The 19,560-nt window shown below is 69.5% G+C and carries 16 protein-coding genes and 1 pseudogene; 8 read left to right on the top strand and 9 right to left on the bottom strand.

Features of this window, described 5'->3' with window-relative positions:
* Positions 1–69: 69 nt before the first annotated feature.
* The 5 genes from IPZ69_RS07435 to IPZ69_RS07415 all read right to left on the bottom strand — a co-directional run bounded on the left by IPZ69_RS07435 (position 70) and on the right by IPZ69_RS07415 (position 5,671).
* Positions 70–684, bottom strand: coding sequence for an O-methyltransferase (locus tag IPZ69_RS07435; protein WP_235453193.1), 615 nt, complete (start codon positions 682–684; stop codon positions 70–72).
* A complete protein-coding gene (locus IPZ69_RS07430; RefSeq protein ID WP_235453192.1) occupies positions 681–2,159 on the bottom strand; it encodes an O-antigen ligase family protein in 1,479 nt (492 codons plus the stop codon). The genes IPZ69_RS07435 and IPZ69_RS07430 overlap by 4 nt, the downstream gene beginning before the upstream one ends.
* Before the next feature lie 204 nt (positions 2,160–2,363).
* Positions 2,364–3,221: a glutaminyl-peptide cyclotransferase gene (locus tag IPZ69_RS07425; RefSeq protein WP_235453191.1), complete on the bottom strand. Its 858-nt coding sequence runs from the start codon at positions 3,219–3,221 to the stop codon at positions 2,364–2,366.
* The gene (locus tag IPZ69_RS07420) at positions 3,214–5,103 is read right to left on the bottom strand and encodes a DUF4012 domain-containing protein (RefSeq protein WP_235453190.1); all 1,890 of its coding nucleotides are present in this window, start codon (positions 5,101–5,103) and stop codon (positions 3,214–3,216) included. Before IPZ69_RS07420 ends, IPZ69_RS07425 begins: the two co-directional genes overlap by 8 nt.
* Positions 5,104–5,113: 10 nt before the next feature.
* Positions 5,114–5,671: an LPXTG cell wall anchor domain-containing protein gene (locus IPZ69_RS07415; RefSeq protein ID WP_235453217.1), complete on the bottom strand. Its 558-nt coding sequence runs from the start codon at positions 5,669–5,671 to the stop codon at positions 5,114–5,116.
* A gap of 517 nt (positions 5,672–6,188) precedes the next feature.
* On the opposite strand from IPZ69_RS07415, the gene IPZ69_RS07410 reads away from it, so the two are divergent.
* Complete coding sequence (locus tag IPZ69_RS07410) at positions 6,189–7,646, top strand: polysaccharide biosynthesis tyrosine autokinase (protein ID WP_235453189.1); 1,458 nt, start codon at positions 6,189–6,191, stop codon at positions 7,644–7,646.
* Positions 7,643–8,257 (top strand): arsenate reductase/protein-tyrosine-phosphatase family protein, encoded by a 615-nt coding sequence (locus IPZ69_RS07405; RefSeq protein ID WP_235453188.1) that lies wholly within the window; start codon positions 7,643–7,645, stop codon positions 8,255–8,257. The genes IPZ69_RS07410 and IPZ69_RS07405 overlap by 4 nt, the downstream gene beginning before the upstream one ends.
* Positions 8,258–8,433: 176 nt before the next feature.
* Here the strand turns inward: IPZ69_RS07405 and IPZ69_RS07400 are convergent, their stop codons facing one another.
* Positions 8,434–11,067, bottom strand: coding sequence for a TIM-barrel domain-containing protein (locus IPZ69_RS07400; protein WP_445330168.1), 2,634 nt, complete (start codon positions 11,065–11,067; stop codon positions 8,434–8,436).
* A 334-nt stretch (positions 11,068–11,401) separates the two neighbouring features.
* Complete coding sequence (locus IPZ69_RS07395) at positions 11,402–11,692, bottom strand: hypothetical protein (protein ID WP_235453187.1); 291 nt, start codon at positions 11,690–11,692, stop codon at positions 11,402–11,404.
* Between the two features lie 29 nt (positions 11,693–11,721).
* On the opposite strand from IPZ69_RS07395, the gene IPZ69_RS07390 reads away from it, so the two are divergent.
* Positions 11,722–12,228, top strand: coding sequence for an allene oxide cyclase barrel-like domain-containing protein (locus IPZ69_RS07390; RefSeq protein WP_235453186.1), 507 nt, complete (start codon positions 11,722–11,724; stop codon positions 12,226–12,228).
* A 482-nt stretch (positions 12,229–12,710) separates the two neighbouring features.
* Positions 12,711–13,454 (top strand): MBL fold metallo-hydrolase, encoded by a 744-nt coding sequence (locus IPZ69_RS07385; protein WP_235453185.1) that lies wholly within the window; start codon positions 12,711–12,713, stop codon positions 13,452–13,454.
* Between the two features lie 237 nt (positions 13,455–13,691).
* Here IPZ69_RS07385 and IPZ69_RS07380 read toward each other — a convergent pair.
* Positions 13,692–13,910, bottom strand: a pseudogene (locus IPZ69_RS07380) (transposase); the annotation flags it as partial.
* 152 nt (positions 13,911–14,062) lie between these two features.
* Here IPZ69_RS07380 and IPZ69_RS07375 point away from each other — a divergent pair.
* From IPZ69_RS07375 to IPZ69_RS07360, 4 genes are all read left to right on the top strand, one after another.
* Positions 14,063–14,656: a dihydrofolate reductase family protein gene (locus IPZ69_RS07375; RefSeq protein WP_235453184.1), complete on the top strand. Its 594-nt coding sequence runs from the start codon at positions 14,063–14,065 to the stop codon at positions 14,654–14,656.
* Complete coding sequence (locus IPZ69_RS07370; RefSeq protein WP_235453183.1) at positions 14,653–15,006, top strand: YciI family protein; 354 nt, start codon at positions 14,653–14,655, stop codon at positions 15,004–15,006. The genes IPZ69_RS07375 and IPZ69_RS07370 overlap by 4 nt, the downstream gene beginning before the upstream one ends.
* Before the next feature lie 63 nt (positions 15,007–15,069).
* A complete protein-coding gene (locus IPZ69_RS07365; protein WP_235453215.1) occupies positions 15,070–16,305 on the top strand; it encodes an RNA polymerase sigma factor in 1,236 nt (411 codons plus the stop codon).
* 519 nt (positions 16,306–16,824) lie between these two features.
* Positions 16,825–17,589 (top strand): MBL fold metallo-hydrolase, encoded by a 765-nt coding sequence (locus tag IPZ69_RS07360; RefSeq protein WP_235453182.1) that lies wholly within the window; start codon positions 16,825–16,827, stop codon positions 17,587–17,589.
* A 741-nt stretch (positions 17,590–18,330) separates the two neighbouring features.
* Here the strand turns inward: IPZ69_RS07360 and IPZ69_RS07355 are convergent.
* Entirely contained in the window at positions 18,331–19,002 is a 672-nt protein-coding gene (locus tag IPZ69_RS07355; RefSeq protein ID WP_235453181.1) for an SMI1/KNR4 family protein, read from the bottom strand.
* Positions 19,003–19,560 lie beyond the last annotated feature (558 nt).

The raw sequence follows: 19,560 nt of genomic DNA, 5'->3' as shown, positions 1-19,560 counted from the left end.
ACGCGGTTGAGCGTGCCGCCCCCTTGGCCCGCCAAGTACAGGTCAGTTTCTGTACGTCCTCATACTGGGCTAGGCCGGCCTGCGCCACACGGTGGTAACCCCCGCGATGGCCTTCGAGGGGGTGAGACCTCGGTAGGCAACATGCGGCCACGCTGCGGCGATCACGAACGCTTCGGAATATCGGGTGCGATCGGAGTCGTCGAGGATGAGGAGCCCACCCGGACGTACCTTCTCCATCGCGGAGTGCAGGCAACGGATCCGATTGCGTCCGTCGACGAGAACGACGTCGAAGTACCCGTCGGCGTAGTCCGCGATTGCACCGACGTACCCCGCGAAGTCGTCGTCGGCCGCCCGGTACAGGACCTGGCAGTTGTCCCTCTCCGAGACGGCCTCTTCCACGGCACGGAACCATTTCTCATCGTGCTCGACCGTGACAACCTGGCCGACGCGGTCGGCGAACCACAGCGTGGAACCGCCTCCGCCGAACTCGAACACGCGGCTTTCATTCGTCAGGTGTTTCTCAAGGCGCTCGATGACCCTGAACGGCAGCCACGGCACTCGGGTCGTCAGGGGAGACTTCCGAAGGGCGCGTCCCCAAGCCGGCAGAAAGCGGGCCTGGCCCGGGTCGCTGGCTACGATCTGCGCGATGCCGGCGATACGACCGACGCGGCTTGTTTCCCTCATGTCCACTCCTCAGTAGGGCGGTGTCGCGGGGTGTGGGCGACCATGCGCCGCGGCGGCCGTGGGCTCTCCGTCGTACTCACCCCATCAGGTCTTTCGTGAGATGTGTGGTATTGCTCGCCGTCTACGGCATCGTGTTCCGGCTGATCGCTGACTGGGACTGATCGAGCCGCAAGCACAAGCCCGAGCAGCAGCCACGTGATCGGGGAGAACGAGGCGTTCGAGAACAGGTTGTTGACCACGACGACGGCGAGGCCCTGACCCGCAACGGTTCGCGCACTCGCGGCCGCCGCGCCAATGAGTAGCAAGATCAATGGGGCGGCCAGGTACTTCGCGTCAACCCACAGGGAGAGCACCCAGTTGCTCCCGACGCTGTTCTCGGATCGTGGGTCGTAGATGCCGGAGACACCCACGCGGCCGCTCGCGCTGATGCCGTGCCCAAACCATGGCGCAGTCTCGGCCAGCTGGATCAGGGTCTCTGCCTGCTGCACCCGCGCTCGGCCAGAGACGTCGCTGGCGTTTGAGAAGAAGATCGACTGAGCCCGAGCTGTGAGGTCGGTTCTCAGGCCGGGCGACGCTGCCAAGCCAACGCCGGCGAAGGCCACGAGGAACAGGAGAGTTGGAACAGTTCGGCTCTTCGCCTGCCGACTTTCTCGGCGTCGACCTACCAGCGAGAACGCCACGTGGAGCACAACGGCCGCAGCCAGCCCGACCCATGCGGCTCGGGCGAAGGCCAGGGCGAGGGTGGCTGCGTTGAGAGCGAGCACCAGGTTGCGCAACGTTGACCGCGGCAACATCCGCCACGCCAGGACGAGACCGATTGCGCCGAAGAGGCCGAGCCAGTCGGGCTCGGGGTAGATCCCCTGCGGGCGGCCGAGCGAACTGATGTTGTGGTGCCACAGTTCGACACCGGGGACGCCGCTCACCTGAATGAGGGCGACCACGGACGCGAGGGTTGAGGTCGACAGGACGCCATACAGCATCAGGCGACGGTCGTCCCGGTCGCTCTTGGCCGCGATCATGATTGCGTTGCCGGCCAGGGCGAGCAACTGCAAGCCCAGGGTGGCATTGTTCACCAGGTCGCCTGTGAGCGCGGTGATGGCAACCGGGATCACGGCAAGCCCGAGTCCGATGGCGACGCCCCAGCGGCCAGGCTTCGCCTTTGCGCTCAGCAACCAGAAGACCGTGACCACCGTGAATACGTGGACGTGCGCAAACTGGACGCCGATCAGCGCGGCAGTGGCACCGACTCCCCAAGCCAACGCGTTCGAGCGGCGCTTGTAGGTCGCCTTCGACCGCATCAGCGGGGTTTTCGTGATCCGGGACTCGCGCACCACCCGGGTCGGGTGGCGAAGGCTCGCGCCGTCGTTCCAGACGCGCCGCACCTCCGCATCCGGAAATGTCTCGACCATGACGTCGCGCACCTTTTCGGAGCCACCCATCGAACTGATCCAATCAAGGGCGATAACGCCGCTCATGATGACCCACGGGCCATCGACGGAATGCGAACTATGTCAGGACACTAGTGGTTTGGTCGGCCACCGCTGGTCTTTTGGCAGGGCTCCGGAGTGTTCCCGGTTCGTCCAGGTTGATCACGGTGGGGGAGGAAGGAGCGCAAGCCCCGTGCGGTGCGTCGTGGCGGCGGTCCGCCCAGGCGCCGGCTCCTGCCGCCGCACCCCGGTTCAGCCGCTGTGGCCGCCCGTCTGTCGAGCCGGAACCAATGCCACCTTGAACATTTTGGGCCAGAACTTCCCGGTGATCAGGAACTGATCCGTGCCCGGGATCGCCGCGATGCCGTTCAGCGTGGAACCAGTGACGAGTTCGTCGCCGCGCAGCAGGCCCGAGGCGTCGATGCTCGCCGTCACCGCTCCGGTGGCGGGATCGATGCGCACGATGCGGTTGGTGAAGAGCACGTTGGCGTACACAGCGGCGCCGACGCACTCCAACTCGTTCAACTCCGTCACCGGCCGGCCCCCTTCGGTCACGGTGACCTCGCCCGTCTTCGCGAGCGTCCCGGGGTCGCGGAACGTCAGCCGTGACGAGCCGTCACTGGTCACCAGCCGGTGCCGAGCCCGCTGGAGGCACACGCCCCAGCCGTCGTCCGGGTACGGGACGCGACGCAGCTCCGCGAGCGTCTTGGCGTCGCGCTCGATGGCGATCCGGTTTTGCCAGGTGAGCTGCCACAGGGTTCGGCCGAGCACGGTGATGCCCTCACCGAACAAGGGTCCGGGGAGTGCCGCGCGGACCGTGGGCGTCTTGCCGGGAGGCCCTGCTCGTACCGAGGACCGGCCAAAGATGCCGGTGCCTTCGTAGAGCGTGTGGCCGGCCATCTCGAGTCCCTGGGTGAACGCCTGCGGGTCGTGCGGCAGGGTCTTGAGCACCTTGACCCGCAGGTGCTCGACCCGGTGCGCCGCCGCCTGCTGCCCGTCCATGGCTCGGCCTGCCGGGTCGTCGAGGGCACGGTCTGCCGGTGGGCGTGACGCGAGCAGCAGTGCGGCCGCGAGCACGGCCCCTGCCGCGCGGCCCACACGCTCAGACACGGCAGGCGCCTCCTGGCTTGAGTGTGGTCCGCTGCGGCGTCGCCAGGGATTGCCGCAGCAGGGTCGGCGCGCCGTCCGCGTGCGGCTCCAGGAGATGCAGCACCAGGGTGCGGCTGGAGGTGGCGGGCAGTTCCAGGTCCAGCGTGAACACGGAGTGGCCGCGTTCGACGGCGGGTGCGAGCAGCGCGCGGCGGCCATCCAGGGTTGCGTCGACGAGGGTGGCTCCGACCCCGGCGTAGTACGACACCATGAGTCGGTTGTCACCCGGCCGGGTTCGGTAGGGAGGGGAGTCCGCCCTCATGGTCACGTAGTCGGGTAGGCCGGAGGTCGGCGCCCGGTTGGTCAGGGTCATGGTCGCGGTGACCGTGCGGTGGCCGCCGGAGCATGCGCCTGCTTCCCAGGTCAGGCTTCGGCCGAGGTAGTAGTCCAGTTTGCCGCCGGCCGCGTTGTTCACCACCAGTCCCGCGAAGGGGCCGGGAGTGTTCGGGAGCGTGCCTGAATAGGGGCGGGACTCCAGGACGCGCTGTTCCGCCGCGTGGGCGCTCCAGACCTTCAGCCGTCCGTCCCGCTGGGCGTCGTTCACGGCGACGAGCAGTGCGGGCAGTCGAAGCGTGTCGTCGAGCGCACCCATCAGCCGTGCGGCGGCGGCACGGGCGGCGTCGACGAAGAACGCCTTGCGCCGGGCGATGTCGTCGTACTTCGAGTAGCTGGCCCGTTCGGTGAGGTCCACGACGTTGTCGGCGGTGAGCTCGGTGCCGTCGGCCATGCGGGCCGGGCCGGTGACCCGCAGGAGACGGCTCAGCGTGACAGGGTCCACGGCGATCGCCCCGTCCACGCGTTCGCCGGTGTGCTTGCGCCATGCCGCTGCCCAGATGCGGGCCGCGTAGGGGAAGTGCGGGCTCATGTTGGAGTTGGGCCACACGTGGATGGGGTCGCTGCCCGCGTAGCGGGCGTCGAAGTCGGCTCCGAGGTCGACGTCCGGCATCGCCGTTTCCATCATCTCCGTGTTGTTGCCGAACCGCTCGAAGGACAGCCGGCCCCGGTCGGCTCGCAGCACGGCGAAGGCGCCCGGGACGCCCCCTGTGCCGCGTGCCTCGGCGATGTTCTGGAACGCGAGGAAGTAGCGCCGTTGTCCTTGCGTGCCGAGCATGGGCGGCAGGACGCGAGCCGCCACGGCGGCGTCGGTCATCACCGGGGCGAGGCGGTCCAGCTGCCGTTGCAGTCCGGCACGGGCTCGGTCGGCCGGTGTCAGCCAGGTGGACCGGGGCAGACTGTGCACGTCGGTCCGCACCTCGGCAACGACGCCTGCCGCCCGGACGATTTCCGGCCCGTGCCGCTGCAACGCCGTGAGCGCGTCGGACATGCCGCCGCCGCTTCCGTGCGCCGTGGACGGCGGCAGGACGCCGGTCAGCGAGGGCAGTACGTCGCCGGCCAGCCGGTCCGCCGCGTACGCGGCGCCGCGCACGGTTCTCACGGGACCTCCGAGAAAGGGCAGCTCGGCGGCGGAGCACCAGGCCGGCCCGGTGGTGAGACGATGCGCCCGAGACGCGTGCGCGGCGGCCGAGCGCACGGCCTGTTCCGCTACCCCGGCGGGCGCGGTCGCCTTGCCGGAGGCGGAGCCGGGCGCCGCCGCCACCGAGTGCCGCAGCGCGTCGAGGTCCTGCTGGGCCGCGAGCAGTTCCCAGCGGGCGATCAACCCGGTGACGCCGATCCAGAGGGCGCCGGCCAGCGGGAGCAGCGCGATGGCCAGGATTGCTTGGCTGAGCACGCGGCGGCGACCCGGTGCCCGTTCGCCGGAGCGGTTTGCCCCGGGCATGCGGATGGCGTCCCGGCCGGGGCCGGGACGCCGTTGTACCGCCGTACGGATGTCTCGCTCCGTCATGAACTGCCCGTCATGAGCTGCGGCGACGGCGCACGACCAGCATCGTGCCAACGCCGGCCACGACCAACGCTGCCGCGGTGCCGCCCACGGTCAAGGCCTTCGCACTGCCCGTCTCCGCGAGGCTTTCGCCGTTCTGGTGTTGAGTCTGGTGCTGGTAGTCCACCGGGTCGGCGGCTTTGTCGCGTCCGTAGGATCCGTTGTCTCCGTCGTCATGTCCGTCGTGCCCACCGGGGGGCTCTGGCTTGTCCGATTGGGTGGGCCGGTCGGTCGGTTTCGGGGGCTTGGTCGGTTTCGGGGGCTTGGTCGGACTGGGTGTCGGAGTCGGCGTCGGGGTGCCAACGATCCCGCCCTTCACATAGATGGTGGCGCCGACGCTGCGGTCAGGGTTGTCCGAGGTGAGCCGGAAGACGTGCCAGCCGCCAGGGGCCGTCTCCGGGATGGTCACAGTCCCCGCCACCGATCCGTCGTCCCCGGCCTGGAAATGGCCGAGGACGATCGGCCTTGACTCCAGCAGTGCCGTGACGCCCTGCCCGGAATCGAAGATTCCCGGGGGCGTGTCGAAGCTCAACAGTCCTCCCGTCGTCACCGTGGTGGTGCTGACGTTCAGGGGCGGGGGCGACCCCGGATATGGCTGTGCGTAGGCGGCCTGCGCACCAACCAGGGGTGCCGCGATGAGCATGGCAGCCGACGCGGCCGATGCCAGGGCGACCCGGCATCTGGGCGACGTTGTCATCTTCTTCACTCTCCTCGACTCGACTTCAGTCCGGGCCAGGCTGCGGCGCCGGCCGTAACCAAGATCTGGGTACCAAGACCTTGCTACATGGGGTAAATGAGATATATAGGCATATGCCGGTGCGGCGGCGCCCAGAAGCCACCGGATGGTGGAGCGCTTGTCCGCCATTGGCCAGCCCTCCGCGTCGAGTGGCGGGGCGGCCTGCGCCAACGGTGTCGTCCGGCAGTCCGACATAGGGGTGCCTCCCCCGCTTTGAGCGCGCGAGTCCCTATCTTCGGCTGTGCACATAGGGAACAGAACGTTAGATTTCGGACGGTCTCCTCGATCTGCGAGGGGCTATGAGGGGTGCAGCTTGGATCTCCACGGATTCCTGAAAGCGATTGCCAGGCACTGGCCGGTCGTCGTGGTCTGTCTGGTTCTCGCGATCGGGGCGGCACTCGCCGCGACAGGCCTGAGCACCCCCGTCTACGAGTCGAGGACCCAGCTCTTCGTCGCCACCCGCACCAGTGAGGACACCGCCCAGCTGAACCAGGGGCAGAGCTTCTCGCAGGCGCGCGTTCAGTCGTACGCCTCGATCGTGACGACCCGTCAGGTAACCGCACCCGTGGTGAAGAAGCTGGGGCTGCGCACCACACCGGAGGAACTGGCTTCCCGGATCACCGCCGTCGCCCCGCTCAACACCGTGCTCATCGACATCACCGTCCGGGATACCGTGCCCCAGCGGGCGGCACGCATCGCCAACGCCGTGGCGGAGCGGTTCAGCGCGGTCGTCGAGCGGCTGGAGACGCCCAAGCGCACCGTCCTGCGGCCTGGCAAGGACGACGCGGACGATGCCCCGCCGGTCTCGCCCGTCTCCCTGGGCGTCACCCAGGAGGCCGTCGCCCCCACCGGTCCGGTCTCGCCCCGACCGCTGCTGAACCTGGCCGCGGGCGTGCTCGGCGGTCTGCTGCTCGGCGCCGGACTCGTCGCACTGCGCGAGACCCTCGACACCACACTCAAGACGAGCGAGGCGCTGGGCGAGTTCACCGCGCTGCCGGGGCTCGGCACCATCCCTTACGACAGGAACGCCCCCAGGCAACCGCTCGTCAGCGCCGACGTTCGCTCCAACCGCGCAGAGGCCTTCCGCAAGCTCCGCACCAATTTGCAGTTCTCCCAGGTCGACGACCCGCCGCGGATCATCGTGGTGACGAGCTCGGTGCCCGGTGAGGGCAAGACCAACACCGCGGTGAACCTCGCCCTCTCGCTCGCCGAGGCAGGCGTTTCCACCTGCCTGGTGGACGCCGACCTGCGCCGTCCGTGCGTGGCCGGCACCTTCGGCCTCGTCCGGGACGCCGGTCTGACCACGGTGCTGATCGGACGGGCCCGCATCGAGGACGTGATGCAGCAGGCCGAGGGCCGGCTCTCGGTGCTCGCCAGCGGCGCGGTGCCGCCGAATCCAACGGAGCTGCTTGCCTCGGCGCGCATGGGAGAAGTGCTGTGCGAGCTGGCGGACACCTACGAGGTCGTGATCGTCGACACCGCGCCGCTGCTGCCGGTCGCCGACACCGTCGGACTCGCCTCGCTCGCCCAGGGCGCGCTGCTCGTCGTCCGAGCCGCGAAGACCAGCCGGGACCAGGTCCGCACCGCCGCGGAATCACTGAACCGCGTGGGTGTCCGCGTTCTCGGCACCGTCTTCAACATGGCTCCGGTCCCCAGGGGGAACCGTTACGGCAGCTACGGATCGTACGGCGAGCTGCCCGCTCCTCGTGTGTCGGATCGCCGGGAGGAGGCCGACGCGGCCGTGTCGGGGCATCTCGCGGGCGAGAAATGACCCGGGTCCTGTTCGTCTGCACGGGCAACGTGCACCGATCGGTGCTCGCCGAGCGGCTGCTGGCCGCGCGGCTTCCACCCGACTCGGCCGTGTGGCCGGAGAGCGCCGGCACGGAGGCGTGGGCCCGGGCCGGCATGGAGAGCTCCACCAGGGCGGTGCTGGAGAAGCTGGGCGGTGACGGCTCCGGCTTCGCGGCCCGCCCGCTCACCGCACAACTCGTCGCGGGAGCGGCCTTGGTCCTCGGGCTCGCGCGCGAGCACCGGGAGGCGGCCGTGCGGCTCGCGCCGTCGTCGATGCGGCGCTGCTTCACCCTGAAGGAGTTCGTGCGTCTCGCCGCGGGGGGAGTCGGCCAAGTCCAGGGCGGGAAGGGCGCGGCGACCGCGTACGGCGGCGAACCGGACGGGGAGGGCCCGCGGGTCGTGGACAGTGTCGACGTCGTGGTCGCGGCAGCGGCCGGCCGCCGGGGTACCGCCGCCCCGGTCCCGTCGGCCGAGGACGACGTCGCGGACCCGTGGGGGAGCCCCGACCTTGTGCTGTACGGGTGCGCCCGCGAGATCGACGGGGCGGTGAGCACGCTCGCCCGGCTGCTGGGCGGCGGGACATGTGTCTGAATCGCGGGTCGATGGAAGAGCCCGACCGCGAGGAAGAGCAGGCTGTCGAAAGCTGAGCGCTAGGCGCCCGTCGGGGCCGGCGGCACCGGCCCGGCCATCGGCCGGTGGCTGTTGAGTCCACGCCAATAGTTGGGTCTGGCCCAGAGTGTCCCTTTGGGCCAGACCCTAAGAGCTCTCTACCGAAGGCGCAGCGTGAAGCCCCGATCCAGGCTCAGGCTCGGAGTACGGATGGTCGTCACACGACTGGCGGTGTCGTAGGACCAGGCGGAGTCCGGGAGTTGACGCCCGTCGAGGAACACGTGCGTAGGTGCCCTGCCCTCGTGCACAGTGAACCGGTACGACCGCTCGTCCACCTTGCCCGTGTACGCGCCCCTGCTCGCGCCGACCGTGACCGTCGTCCCTCCGTCGCCGGTGTGCACCGACGCCCGCTGAGTGGCCGCCGCCCCCTTGGCGAAGTCGCGGGTCACGCCGTCGTCCTCGTAGAGCGTGTAATGGCTCGTGCCGTGTGTCGACGGGTACACGTCCCAGTCCAGCTCGTGCCGGTCGCGGGTCTGCCAACTCGTCGTCCCCTCGGGCCACATGGGGACGATCGCGCCCTCGCGCACGAAGAGCGGCAGCGTGTCGAGCGGGGCGTGGTAGCCGTTGACGGTGGTCGGGCCCTGGTACGTGCGGCCGCTCCAGTAGTCGGTCCAGGTGCCCTTGGGCAGGTAGATGCCGTCACGGGTGTCGGAGTCCTGGTAGACCGGGGCGACGAGGAAGTCGCTGCCCGACAGGAACTCGTACTTGGCCTGCGCGCCCAGTGTGTTCGGGTCGTCCGGGTACTCCAGCCACAGCGGACGCACCGCACCCACCCCCGACTTCGCCGCCTCGGCGGACAGGGTGTACATGTACGGCAGTAGCCGTTCCTTGAGCTGAAGGTACTTGCGGTTGACCGAGGTGTACGGCTCGCCGTCGAGCCACGGCTGCTGGTCGGCGGGCTTGCCCGTGGTGATGTCGCTGGCCCAGCCGTCCATGGTCATGATGGCCGGCAGGAACGCCTTCCACTGGAGGTCGCGGGCGTACATCTTCGCGTCGTGGCGGTAGATGCTGCCCACGTCACCGGTGTTGTAGGCGATGCCGGACATGGTCGCCCCGGCGTACGTCGGGATCTGCCAGCGGATGTAGTCCCAGGACAGCTTCTGGTCGCCGCTCCACAGGACCCCGCAGCGCTGGGCGCCCGCCCAGGAGACGGGCAGCCACACGAACCCGCGCGCGTCGCTGTTGTCCTCGATCCCCTTCTTCGCCGCGTCGCACGCGTCCAGCGCGAACTTGTAGCCGTTGCCGACCCAGGCCACGTCCAGCTTGGCCACCCGCTGACCGGCCTTGACCTGGTCGGCGAGCTTGCCGATGCCGTCCTGGGTCCACAGGCCGAGCTGAGCCTGGTGGTCCTGCAGGCCCTTCGCGGTCTGCTCCAGGTTCTCGTACCCGCAGCCGTACCCGTCGTTGACCAGCATCCAGCCCAGCGGCATCTGGTGCTCGGTGTAGCCGTCGGCGATCTTCAGCGCGTCCAGGGTGTGCCGCTCGCCCCGGTTGGCGTTGTGCAGATAACAGTCGGAGTCGCCGGGTTCCAGGCCGTAGACCGGAGGCATGAAGGGCCTGCCCACCAGGGCCGTGTACTTGCCGATGACCTGCTTGGGACCGCCGAGGAAGTAGTAGGCGTCCAGCCGTCGTTCCTGCTGCCCCGTCGTCACCGGCGAGCCGAACGTGTAGATGCCCGGCGCGAAGGTGTTGCGGAGTACGCCGTAGCCCGCGCTGGAGAGGTAGAATGGCTGGGAGTTGTTGTAGCCGCCCTCGTTCCAGTCGAAGCTGTTGGCCACGTACATGGTCTGCCCGCGGTGCGAGAAGCTGCCGTTCTGCTCGCCGCCGCCGAAGAACTGCTCGTCCGCTCCCCGCTGAAGGCTTTGCCGCATCCCGCCGGTGGACCAGCGCAGCGGCTTGTCCTCCTGCCAGATCCGGGTGCGGTTGTCGGGCTTGTACAGCCCGAACCGCAGCGGCTTCTTGTACACCCGCAGTACGGCCTCGGGGGAGCGGATGCCGTAATAGTCGCCTGTGTCGAAGGATGACGTGTGGCGCTGGAGCGCGGGCTCGTTGCGCACGATGGCCGTGCCCGCCGGGTCGCTCAGCGAGCCCGACGGGTCGGCCTGAAGCCGGAGCCGACCCCCGGTCAGGAAGTCCGCGCGGGTCGTGAGCGTGCCCGCTCCGATCGTGTAGCTGCCGTCCCGGCCCGAGAAGGACGTGAGATTCCCGGCATCGGTGGTCGCGGGCAGATACGCGGTGCCCGTGAACGAGTTGTCGTGCACGTCGTACGGCACGACCAGGACGTGGTACGTCCCGGTAGCCCTCGGGATCACCGTGGCCTCCGGGTCGGCGGTGCCGGCGCTGGACGCCACCTGCTTGCCATGATCGTCGTAGACGTACAGGTCGAAGTCGTCGGCGGGCTTCTCCCACTTGATCGACAGGGGTACGCCGCCCTCGGGGTTGTCGTCCCAGTAGCCGTCCGGCACCGAGACGGTCAGGTCGAAACGGTCGCAGACCTTGCTGTCGGGGTCGGCAGCGGCATCGGGGCAGCTCTCGACGCCGCCGCCGGTGCCCTTGGCGTAGACGGGGCTCTGCCAATCGACGCTGCTGTGAGCCGAGTCGAGCACAGCGCCGGCCGTTGTCGTGGCGGCCTCCGCGGGCGCCGGGGCGGAGAGCACCGTCCCGGCCAGGACGGCCGCCAGCCCCAGCGGAACCCAGGACGGCCACGGCACACGGTGTCGGAGTCTTCTCACGTCGGAACAGCTCCCATCGCACCATCGCGGACTGACTGATCTTGCGCTTGTTGCGCGGAGTCGCTCGAAATGAGCCTCAAGCGAGCAACTTCACGCACGAAGCCTCAAGGTTGACGCAGGGTCATGTCAATATGGCGGAGGGGAACACGGTCGGCTCCTACGGATGGCGGGGCAGAGGGGTTCCAGTTGGAGATGCTGGTTCGACCCCACAGTGACCTGGAACCGATGGTGTTCGTTGAAGCGGCCCGAATCGCCGGACCGGGCTGACATGACTGCTGTACGGCAGTCGATCCCGCCCTGGCCGGGAGGGGTCTCCGGCCCTGCCGCCCCTGCCTCATAGCGCTCGTTCGATCTCGCGAAGATCGCCCACGTGCTCGCGCTCCAGCTCCACCGCCACGTCGCTCGCGGGCCAGACGCTGCACCCGTCGGCTTCGTCGGCTTCGTCGGCCTGGGCGTAGTCGTAATCCTGGAAGTAGTGGGGGCTGCCCTCGACATCGGCGAGGGCAGCGCGCGGTCCGCCGGGCCGTCTCCCGTCCCGGTTTGGTCCGACTGATCTGACGGTGGGTCCCGCCGGGACGTTCCGGGCGGCGGCAGAGCCGAGGTTATGAATGCGGTACCTGACCATCCATGCACTTCAACCTCAGGAGCCACACGATGCGCCCCATCAGGACAGCCAGTATCGGCACGGCCACTGCGCTGGTCACCCTTCTCGCCTGCGCGCCTGTCGCGGGCGCAGCGACGGACACCGATTTCGCCCAGGCCAAGGGCGGAGACCGAGTCATCACACTCATCGGCCATCTCGCGCAGCAGTCGCGCTTCCCGGTCAACCCCGGCGGTAGCCCCGCCCAGGGCGATCGGACCGTCTTCCGCTCGGACCTCTTCGACCAGCTCGGCAACCAGGTCGGCGACACCGGCGGCACCTGCACCACCACCCGGGTCGACAACGGTGGCGCGGAGGAGTGCGTCGTGAACTACAACCTCCCGGGCGGCCAACTCACCGTGCAGGGAATGGTCTTCGGCATTCTCAACCCGGGCCCTCCCCCTTCGTTCGACAACGCGATCACCGGCGGCACCGGGGCATACGACCGGGCTCGTGGATGGGTCCACGCCGACACGATCGGTACCGGCACGAGGCGCTTCACGATCGACCTCGACCGCTGACGGACCCTGCACCCGCCCCCGCCCGGTGAGAAGGCTGGGCCGTCCACGGCTCGGCCCATCGGCTCGATTGGTCCCACTAGTGGCGCCGCAACCAGGCTCCATCCCAGGCCATCCACCGTCAGCTACAAGTCGCCCAGGCATGAAGATCGCGATGTATAGCTGGAATACTCGGGGATCAGGCGCCACTCAGCTGGGCGGCGACGGCGTTGTGCAGGGTGGGCGAGTGCTGCTCGCTCGCCGGGGCGCCGTTCATCACTCATATCGGGCAGCGTCCGCTCGTCGCCCGCGCGGGCGCGCGTGGCCTCGAACGGGTCCTCCCGGACCGGTCGGGGTGCCGGTAAGGCCGGCGGTGCCCTCGGCCGAGGCAACCGCCCCGGGGGGGCGGCGGCGCCGCTCGACAGTGCGCGGCAGCAGCGGGGCCACCCACGCACAAGACCCGTAGCTCAACTCATTCTGAAACGATCAGTAAGTAAGGTCGCCGCATGCGACTCACCGTTCTCGGCGGCTGCGGAGCCTGGCCGACCGCACAACAGGCCTGCAGTGGCTATCTCGTTGAGCACGACGGATTCCGGCTGCTGATCGACCCGGGGTACGCGACCTTCCCCCGGCTCCTTGACCACGTCACCCCCGACGGGGTCGACGCCGTGCTCGTCAGCCACGGTCACCCCGACCACTGCGCCGACCTCAACCCGCTGCTGCGGGCCCGTGGCCTGAGCGACACACCTGCGCCCGCGCTGCCGTTGCACGCCCCGCATGGGGCGCTCGACGCGGTACTGGCGCTGGACAAGCCGAGCATGCTGGCCGCCGCGTACACGCTGTGCCCCTTCCGGCCGGGGGAGCAGTTCGGGATCGGCCCGTTCGCCGTCGATACCTGGGAGCTGCCGCACTTCGTGCCCAACGCGGGCCTACGGCTGACCGCCGGCGGCACCACCCTCGCGTACACCGGCGACACCGGGCCGAGCCCCGAGATCGTCCGGCTCGCCCGCGGTGCCGACCTGTTCCTGTCCGAGGCCACGTATCTGTACGAAGTGCCCGACCCGGGCGATGCCCCGTACCTGCTCACCGCGCGCGGCGCCGGACAGTACGCCGCCGCGGCCGCCACCGGACGGCTGCTGCTCACCCATCTGTGGCCCGGCACCGACGCCGACGCGGCGACCAGGGCGGCGGGGAAGGCGTACGGCGGGCCGGTGGCCATAGCGACCACCGGCCTCGTCGTCGAGCTCTAGCTGCTACCCCGGGGCCGGACCGGGAACCTACCGGCTCCACGTCGGCTCCGGGTCGCCGATGGCACCGGCTCATCGACCGCGGCGTCCTCGGCCAGTTGGCTGCCGTCGTCCCGGCGCCCGAACGCGCGCTCCACGATCCAGCGTTGGGCGCCGAATCCGGAGCCGTGCTCGGTGCCTTGGCGGGCGATCAACGGTCTCACGCGTAGCCGCGGTCGGTCGGCACGACGTCCGGTCGGCCCGCTGTAACCGGGGCCGCACCCCGGCCCCGGTCCACGCGGCCAGGCGGCGCCAGCAGCTCATGCCCGAGCCGAAGCCGAGTTCCTGCGGCAGGTGTTGCCAGGCGATCCCGATGTGCAGGACGAACAGGACGCCCTGGAACACCAGCTGGTCCGGATCCCGATTGCGGCCACGATGCGGGGCCCGACGCTCGACCCTGGGCGGCAGCGGCTCGATCACCTCCCAGAGCTGACCACCTCGAAGATCGTTTCGTTAGGAGTCCTTCGCGCTCAATTCAGCAGCATGATCGGCGGGAACCGGTGACGGATGGCTGTCGATTTCGCCCGGGCGCGTTCGTGTAGGGGGTGAGACCGAGCGAAGGAGTGTGGATCATGGCCAGGATCACGGTGACCGAGAGTGTGACGCTGGACGGCGTGATGCAGGGGCTGGGGCGGCCCGACGAGGACAACCGCGACGGGTTCCGGCACGGCGGCTGGGGCCCCGCCTACATGGACGCCGTGATGATGGAGGTGATGGGCCGGGGCATGGCCGCGACCGGGGCGATGCTCTTCGGCCGACGGACCTACCTGGACTTCTTCGGTGCCTGGGCCGACCGCACCGACGGCAACCCGTTCACCCAGAAGCTGAACGGAGCTGTGAAGTACGTTGCGTCGCGGAGCCTGGCCGAGCCGCTGCCCTGGCAGAATTCCACCCTGCTGAGCGGCGACGCCGGCGAGACGGTGGCGGCGCTGAAGAAGGAGTTGGACGAGGATCTCGTCGTGCTCGGCAGCGGCGAGCTTGTCCGGTCGCTGGCCGCGGCCGGGCTGGTGGACCGGTATGTGCTGTCGATCCACCCGCTGGTCCTCGGATCGGGGCGGCGGCTCTTCGCGGACAGCGCTCCGCTCGCCCGGTTCCGGCTGGTGGAGAGCGTGTCCACCGGCACCGGCGTGGTGATCGCGACGTACGAGCGGAGTGAGGCGCGATGAAGCAGTACCTGCTCAGCATCTACCAGCCTGAGGGCGGCGTCCCCGAGCCGGAGGTCCTGGCCCGGGTGATGGCCGAACTCGTGGACCTGCGCCAGGAGTTGGAGTCCACCGGAGCGTGGGTGTTCGGAGCAGGCCTGCACGACCCAAGTACCGCCACGGTGCTGCGACCGCAGGGTGGGCAGGTGCTGGTCACCGACGGCCCGTTCGCCGAGGGCAAGGAGTTCCTGGGCGGTTTCACCATCGTCAGGGCGGCCGACCTGGACGCCGCGCTGTCCTGGGGGCGGCGCTATGCACTGGCCACGGGCCTGCCGGTCGAGGTCCGGCCGTTCCAGGGCAAGGCCGAGGACTGACGCGTGGCGGACGCGAGCGACGCCGCCACGGCCGGACATGCCGGCGGCCCGGCCGTACCCGCTGTGCCCGCAGTGTCCGCCGTGGAGATCGAGCGGGTCTTCCGGGAGGAGTACGGGCGCTCCGTCGCTGTCCTGGTACGGCTCGTCGGCGACATCGACCTCGCCGAGGAAGCGGTCCAGGACGCGTTCGAGAAGGCGGTCGAGCGCTGGCCGTCCGTCGGGCTGCCGCCCAGCCCGGCGGGCTGGATCATCACCACCGCCCGCAACCGGGCCATCGACCGGCAGCGCCGGGAGGCGTCCCGCGGCAGTCGGCAGGCCCAGGCCTTGCTGCTGTACACCCAGGACGATCCGGTGGAGGAGGGGCCTGTGCACGACGACCGGCTGCGGTTGATCTTCACCTGTTGCCACCCTGCCCTTGCCGAGCCCGCACAGGTCGCGCTCACTCTGCGGCTGCTCGGCGGACTGAGTACCGCCGAGATCGCCCGCGCCCTGCTGGTGAGCGAGCCGACCATGGCCCAGCGGATCGCCCGTGCCAAGGCGAAGATCCGCGACGCCGGGATCCCTTACCGCCTCCCCGCCGACACCGACCTGCCGGAGCGGCTGCGGCCGGTCCTGGCCGTGGTCTACCTGATCTACAACGAGGGCTACCTCTCCGCCGGTTTCGGCGGTGAACCCTCGCGCGAGCAGCTGTGCGCGGAGGCGATCCGGCTGGGCCGGCTGCTCGTCGAGCTGATGCCGGACGAGCCCGAAGCGCTGGGCCTGCTCGCGTTGATGCTGCTGATCCAGTCGCGCCGGCCTGCACGGGTCACCCCGGACGGCGCCCTGGTGCTGCTGGCAGACCAGGACCGCTCCCGATGGGACCGCGAACTCGTCGCCCAGGGCCAGGCCCTGGTCCGCCGCTGCCTGCGGCGCGGCCGACCGGGGCCGTACCAGATCCAGGCAGCCGTCAACGCCGTGCACAGCGACGCCCCGACAGCCGCCGCCACCGACTGGCGACAGATCGTCCAGCTCTACGACCAGCAGATGGCGCTCGCGCCCACCCCGGTCGTAGCGCTCCACCGTGCGGTAGCGGTCGCCGAGACCGACGGCCCCGCCGCAGCGCTGGCCCTGGTTGAACCGCTCGCCCTGGACGGCTACTACCTCTGGCACGCCGTCCGGGCCGACCTGCTGCAGCGGCTGGACCGCCCCGACGAGGCGGTCCCGGCGTACAAAGCGGCACTCGCCCGCACCCGCAACCCCGCCGAACGCGACCAACTGGAGCGCAAACTCCGCGCCCTCAGCCCTCCCCAAGCGCACTGAGGCGCAGGACGTCGCGGGTCAGTGCGGTGGCCTGGATGCCGTAGCCAACCATTACCGCGACCAGCGCGTAGGCACCGGCCAGGGACCCCATCCACCCTGCCATCAGCGAGGCAGACCGGCAGGCGCGTGCCGAGTACGCCGCCGACACGGCCGGCGCGGTGGAGGAACCCACCGCCGAGTACGCGCCGCACCTCAGCGGCGACGATCTCGCGGGTGAGTAAATTGCGTCCGTCATGGTGTTCCGGCGCGTGCACGAATTCGACCAGCGCCCGCCCCAGCCGTCCACTGAGAAGACGATGGCGAGTTCACCGCCCGTGCGACGGCCAAGACCATGAGCCCGGCGAACCTGTGAGATCACAGCGCTAGCTCGCCCTGCGGACGGCCGGTCAGCGGATGACGTGAACGCCGGCGACAACGTCTTTCACCTCAACCACAACATCGCGCCCAGTGGGTGCTGAAAGCGATGAATTTGGCTGCGGTTCGCAGTCTCAGCGCTGTAACCAACCGATTGGAGTGGAGATGGGCAAGCTGAATCAGGTGGCCGACGGCGTCTGGGTACGGCAGAGCGAGTGGGTCTGGAGCAATTCCATCGTGGTGCGAGGGGAGGACGGGTTGATCCTGATCGATCCCGGCATCGATGGCTCCGAGTTGAACCAACTCGCCGATGACGTGGACCGGCTCGGCATTCCGGTGGTCGCCGGTTTCTGCACCCATCCCCACTGGGACCATCTGCTCTGGCATCCCCGGTTCGGCGACGTGCCGCGCTACGCAACCCCCGCCGCCGCCCACCTTGCCAGTCAAGCCCGAGAGCGGGCGCAGGCGATGGCGGCGGAGAGCGCGTCCGGTATCCCTCTCGACGTGGTCGCGCTCGTCACCCCGCTGCCCGCGGACGGCGGACCGGTACCGGGCGAGATCATCGAGCATCAGGCGCACGCTGTCGGTCACGCCGCGGTCCTCCTCGCGGATCGGGGCGTCCTGCTCGCCGGCGACATGCTCTCCGACGTCCTGATCCCGCTCTTCGACTTTCGCCAAGACGATCAGGTGGGAGCCTACGAGGCCGCGCTCGGCCGGCTGGGTGAGGCCGCCCGGCACGTCGATGTCGTGGTCCCCGGCCACGGTGCCGTTGCCGAAGGTCCCGAGGTGGCGGCCCGCCTCGCCGCCGATCACGCCTACATCGATGCGCTCCGGCGAGGAGAGGAACCGGTCGACGCGCGCCTGGGGCCGCATGCGGACTGGCTCTCCGGCCCCCACCGGTCGAACCTGGAGCAGGCCCGAGGGCGGTAGGGCCCGGGCGGTCCCTGGCGGGTCTGCCGGATCGACACCCAGACCAAGCTGGTCGGCTCGATGGTGGTCCCGCCGGGAGACCTCCCCACCCCCTGCTCCTCCTCACCCGGATCTTGCAGCAAGCCATCAACTGCGAGTCGACGGAGCGCTCACGGGGGCGAAAGAAGCGATAACTGTGTGTTTATCGAAGGCCACGCAAGCCGAGCTGTGCGAGTCGGGACTCGCCCCGTGACAACCGCGCCAGTCCCGGCAACCGATCTGGAGACCGGTGGTCCCAAGACAAGCCGCCACCCGGAGCCACTTCACAACGCCTGATCTTCACAAACCACCTGCGAATTGGGGCCAGTTGGAGCCGCCTTGGTGGGGTCTGACACAGCGTCGTAGGTGCGCTTCGACTCCCTCGGCCCCGGCTACGGGTCGTGCGACGAGTACGCACCCGTGAGTAGACGCCAGAGCGGCCGCATACCGGGGGGCCCGAACCAGGTCGGCTCAGGAAACGAGTGCGCACAGCTCTACACGAGGCTGATGACCGGCGGAACGTGGGGCCTGTTCGCTTGAACCGCAATGGCTGCACCGGTCCGAAGTGGGACGAGAAGTGCGGTCGGGACCCCGTGCCGGAAGAGCAGAACGAAGCCGTGCAAGAACGCTGACACGGTCTGCGCGTGGAAGAAGGTGGGCTGACCTGCCCTTTGACTGACCGGTCCTGTGGCCGGAACATTCCGTGGTGTTTCGGCCTCAGTGCTATGCGAAGCGTGTCCAGTTCGGGTCCAGTGGATAGGAGGGGCCGTCCCACGCCAGGGCCTGATCGACGAGTCCGGGCACGTTCTTGTCCTGGTGCCCGTCCGCGTACTCCACGCCGCGGTTCTCGTACAGGGCATCGGCGACTTCGATGAGGTAGTCGGCGAACGAGGGCCACACGCCCAGCTTGGGGATGCCGGCCTCCTCGAAGGTTCCGATGCGTCCGTAGCCGGGTCCTGGGGTGCAGTCCGTGAACAGCCCGTACAGCCCGCTGCGGTCGGTCGCGGCGAAGGCGAGGTACCGCATTGCGGGGTCGACCGGCATGCCGATGGTGTGGGGGCCTTCGTCCCAGTACGGCAGATGCTGTACCGGAGGGATCCCATGCTTCCTCGGCAGCAGCCAGGCTGTCTCCTGTCCTTGCGGCGCGAGCCCGGTTTCGGGTTCGGGTGTCCAGCCGAAGTCGGCCGGGTGGCCGGTGCCGTTGCGGAGGCCGTAGAAGGCTCTGAGGCCCGGTGGCACGGTGAGGTCGAGTTCCTGCTCAACCGCAAGGATGTCGGGTTCCGGGGCGGGTGGAGGAAGCATCCGGTAGGAGCGTGGGGCGTTCTGCCTCAGCCACGCTTCGATCCTCGCCCAGGCGCCCGCTACAGCCTCTTCCTGCTGTCGGTCGTCGGTCATGCCCGCGACCCTACGGTTCTCTTGCGCGCGCAATGCCTGTATCCGGACAAGCGCCCTGGTCACTGCCGACGCGATCGACCGATGCATGCAAGAGGCCACCGTCGCCGTGTCCCACCACCACATCGACCGGCCGCCGGACCCCCGCAAGCGCCCCCTGCCACCTGGACGCCACCGCCACGTCATGGTGTGCGCCGGCAGCGGCGGCACCACGAACGCCTGCGCAGGTGCTGCACCAGCGCAGACGAAGACGCAGGGCGTGAAGACCACGACGGACTTGTGTGTCTCGTCGACGTGGGTGGTGCCCATCCTGGCCACGCCGACGCCGACGCCGACGCCGACGCCGACGCCGACGCCGATGGCCGCGGCGCCAGAGTCATCCCCAGGCCGCCATCGCCACGCCTCGGTAGCGCTGTTCCCGTACCGTGCTGCGACCGTCGTCGGGCTCTCGTAGCGGAGCCCCCACCTGGCTCGCCCATAACAAGAGAATCACATCGCTTCTTCCCTTCTGCTGGTTTCGGAGGACGGCATCTAAGGTCGCGCCAGCCGCTGCGCCGGAAG

It is taken from the genome of Streptomyces olivochromogenes, assembly GCF_021538895.1.
Classification (GTDB): Bacteria; Actinomycetota; Actinomycetes; order Streptomycetales; family Streptomycetaceae; genus Streptomyces; species Streptomyces olivochromogenes_A.
Note: the sequence above shows the minus strand (reverse complement) of the source record. Positions and strands in the feature narration are given on the sequence as shown.

What these genes read in the sequence shown, in the direction of transcription:
- IPZ69_RS07435 (WP_235453193.1), bottom strand. Translation starts at nt 684, where the DNA reads ATGAGGGAAACAAGCCGCGTCGGTCGTATCGCCGGCATCGCGCAGATC.
- IPZ69_RS07430 (WP_235453192.1), bottom strand. Translation starts at nt 2,159, where the DNA reads ATGAGCGGCGTTATCGCCCTTGATTGGATCAGTTCGATGGGTGGCTCC.
- IPZ69_RS07420 (WP_235453190.1), bottom strand. Translation starts at nt 5,103, where the DNA reads ATGACGGAGCGAGACATCCGTACGGCGGTACAACGGCGTCCCGGCCCC.
- IPZ69_RS07405 (WP_235453188.1), top strand. Translation starts at nt 7,643, where the DNA reads ATGACCCGGGTCCTGTTCGTCTGCACGGGCAACGTGCACCGATCGGTG.
- IPZ69_RS07395 (WP_235453187.1), bottom strand. Translation starts at nt 11,692, where the DNA reads ATGGTCAGGTACCGCATTCATAACCTCGGCTCTGCCGCCGCCCGGAAC.
- IPZ69_RS07390 (WP_235453186.1), top strand. Translation starts at nt 11,722, where the DNA reads ATGCGCCCCATCAGGACAGCCAGTATCGGCACGGCCACTGCGCTGGTC.
- IPZ69_RS07385 (WP_235453185.1), top strand. Translation starts at nt 12,711, where the DNA reads ATGCGACTCACCGTTCTCGGCGGCTGCGGAGCCTGGCCGACCGCACAA.
- IPZ69_RS07375 (WP_235453184.1), top strand. Translation starts at nt 14,063, where the DNA reads ATGGCCAGGATCACGGTGACCGAGAGTGTGACGCTGGACGGCGTGATG.
- IPZ69_RS07370 (WP_235453183.1), top strand. Translation starts at nt 14,653, where the DNA reads ATGAAGCAGTACCTGCTCAGCATCTACCAGCCTGAGGGCGGCGTCCCC.
- IPZ69_RS07360 (WP_235453182.1), top strand. Translation starts at nt 16,825, where the DNA reads ATGGGCAAGCTGAATCAGGTGGCCGACGGCGTCTGGGTACGGCAGAGC.
- IPZ69_RS07355 (WP_235453181.1), bottom strand. Translation starts at nt 19,002, where the DNA reads ATGACCGACGACCGACAGCAGGAAGAGGCTGTAGCGGGCGCCTGGGCG.